This is a genomic window from Rheinheimera mesophila, assembly GCF_000986865.1.
GTDB classification, from domain to species: domain Bacteria; phylum Pseudomonadota; class Gammaproteobacteria; order Enterobacterales; family Alteromonadaceae; genus Pararheinheimera; species Pararheinheimera mesophila.
Map to the genome: position 1 here is coordinate 93,342 of NZ_LAVS01000012.1, position 2,046 is coordinate 95,387.

2 protein-coding genes are annotated in these 2,046 nt (G+C 53.1%); both read right to left on the minus strand.

Features of this window, described 5'->3' with window-relative positions; translation table 11 throughout:
• Positions 1-1,058: 1,058 nt before the first annotated feature.
• Positions 1,059-1,550, minus strand: a complete 492-nt coding sequence (locus SD53_RS07000) for a methylated-DNA--[protein]-cysteine S-methyltransferase (RefSeq protein WP_046518413.1) — start codon at positions 1,548-1,550, stop codon at positions 1,059-1,061.
• On the minus strand, positions 1,547-2,046 hold a 500-nt coding region (locus tag SD53_RS18640; protein ID WP_046519517.1), incomplete at its 5' end, for a DNA-3-methyladenine glycosylase family protein. The genes SD53_RS07000 and SD53_RS18640, both read right to left, overlap by 4 nt.

The window sequence follows — 2,046 nt, forward strand, 5'->3', positions numbered from 1 at the left end:
GAATGTTCCCCCGTCGTCCTTGAAGCTGCAGCTTTGTTGGCTGCGCTCTCTCACCCCAGTCGCATAGACAACTATGCTCCCGGGAATTCGTTTACTTGCCGTCGCGCTGCAACGTCAATGACTTAGGGGGCTTTTGTCGTCCTTGAAGCTGCAGCTTTGTTGGCTGCGCTCTCTCACCCCAGTCGCATAGACAACTATGCTCCCGGGAATTCGTTTACTTGCCGTCGCGCTGCAACGTCAATGACTTAGGGGGCTTTTGTCGTCCTTGAAGCTGCAGCTTTGTTGGCTGCGCTCTCTCACCCCAGTCGCATAGACAACTATGCTCCCGGGAATTCGTTTACTTGCCGTCGCGCTGCAACGTCAATGACTTAGGGGGCTTTTGTCGTCCTTGAAGCTGCAGCTTTGTTGGCTGCGCTCTCTCACCCCAGTCGCATAGACAACTATGCTCCCGGGAATTCGTTTACTTGCCGTCGCGCTGCAACGTCAATGACTTAGGGGGCTTTTGTCGTCCTTGAAGCTGCAGCTTTGTTGGCTGCGCTCTCTCACCCCAGTCGCATAGACAACTATGCTCCCGGGAATTCGTTTACTTGCCGTCGCGCTGCAACGTCAATGACTTAGGGGGCTTTTGTCGTCCTTGAAGCTGCAGCTTTGTTGGCTGCGCTCTCTCACCCCAGTCGCATAGACAACTATGCTCCCGGGAATTCGTTTACTTGCCGTCGCGCTGCAACGTCAATGACTTAGGGGGCTTTTGTCGTCCTTGAAGCTGCAGCTTTGTTGGCTGCGCTCTCTCACCCCAGTCGCATAGACAACTATGCTCCCGGGAATTCGTTTACTTGCCGTCGCGCTGCAACGTCAATGACTTAGAGGGCTTTTGTCATCCTTGAAGCTGCAGCTTTGTTGGCTGCGCTCTCTCACCCCAGTCGCATAGACAACTATGCTCCCGGGAATTCGTTTACTTGCCGTCGCGCTGCAACGTCAATGACTTAGGGGGCTTTTGTCGTTCCTGAAGCTGCAGCTTTGTTGACGAAAGGGGTGATTCTAAAGTTCGCCCCGACGGATTAATGGGCCTCCAGCTTAAATAAACCCAGGGCCAAAGCCGTATTTTGCTCATGTTTAAGCAACCAGTCTTTACGCTCTAAGCCGCCAGCGTAGCCCGTTAAAGTGCCATTGGCGCCTATCACTCTGTGGCAGGGCACGATAATAGTCAGCGGATTACGGCCATTGGCCGCCCCTACGGCCCGCACTGCTTTAGGGTTATTCAGCGCCTGGGCTATATGGCTGTAACTGCGAAGCTGGGCAAAAGGGATTTTGCTCAGTTGCTGCCAGACGGCTTGCTGAAATTCGGTACCCTGAGCGGCTAGCGGTAAATCAAATTGCTGCAGGCTGCCTGCAAAATAAGCATCAAACTGAGCTTTGCAATCGAGCAGCAGAGTGTCATTGCTCTGATCCGGTGCCTCGCTGTTGTCTCTGAATAACACCGACTCTATGCCTTTAGCATTGGCCGTCACCACCAGAGGCCCCAGAGGGGTGGCAAATTGCAGTTGTTTCATTCGGTTGTCTCCTTTAACGCGGGACGGGATAAACTAAACCAGAGCTGAAAGGTCGCATAACTGCGCCAGGGGGCCAGTTGCTCTGGGGTGATATCAGCATGGCGTTTCAAGGCTTTTTGTACGCCTAAATCACCGCCCAACCAAATATCCGGATCGGCAAGTCCACGCATTTTGCTATAGGCCACAGTCCAGGGCCCTATACCTTTAAGTTGGAGCCAGTCATCCGGTGTGCTTTCTGGCTCTGCGATCACTGTCGCTGCCAATTGTTTTAACGTGTCGCGTCTGGCCTGTGGTACTTTGAGCATCAACAACTCGTTGTGACTGATAGCTTCTGCTGTTGGAAACAGCTTTTTCTGTGGATCATCAGGCAAAGGTTCTGCCAATTCAGCGAGTAAACGATTGAGCTGAGTGCGAGCTCCCTGCACACTGACTTGCTGGCCTAAAATAGCCCTTACGGCCGCTTCAAACGGGCTCCATAAGCCAGGCAAACGTAAAC

Bases quoted from the DNA above. Each gene is read 5' to 3' on its own strand.
- SD53_RS07000 (WP_046518413.1), bottom strand. From the start codon at position 1,550: ATGAAACAACTGCAATTTGCCACCCCTCTGGGGCCTCTGGTGGTGACG.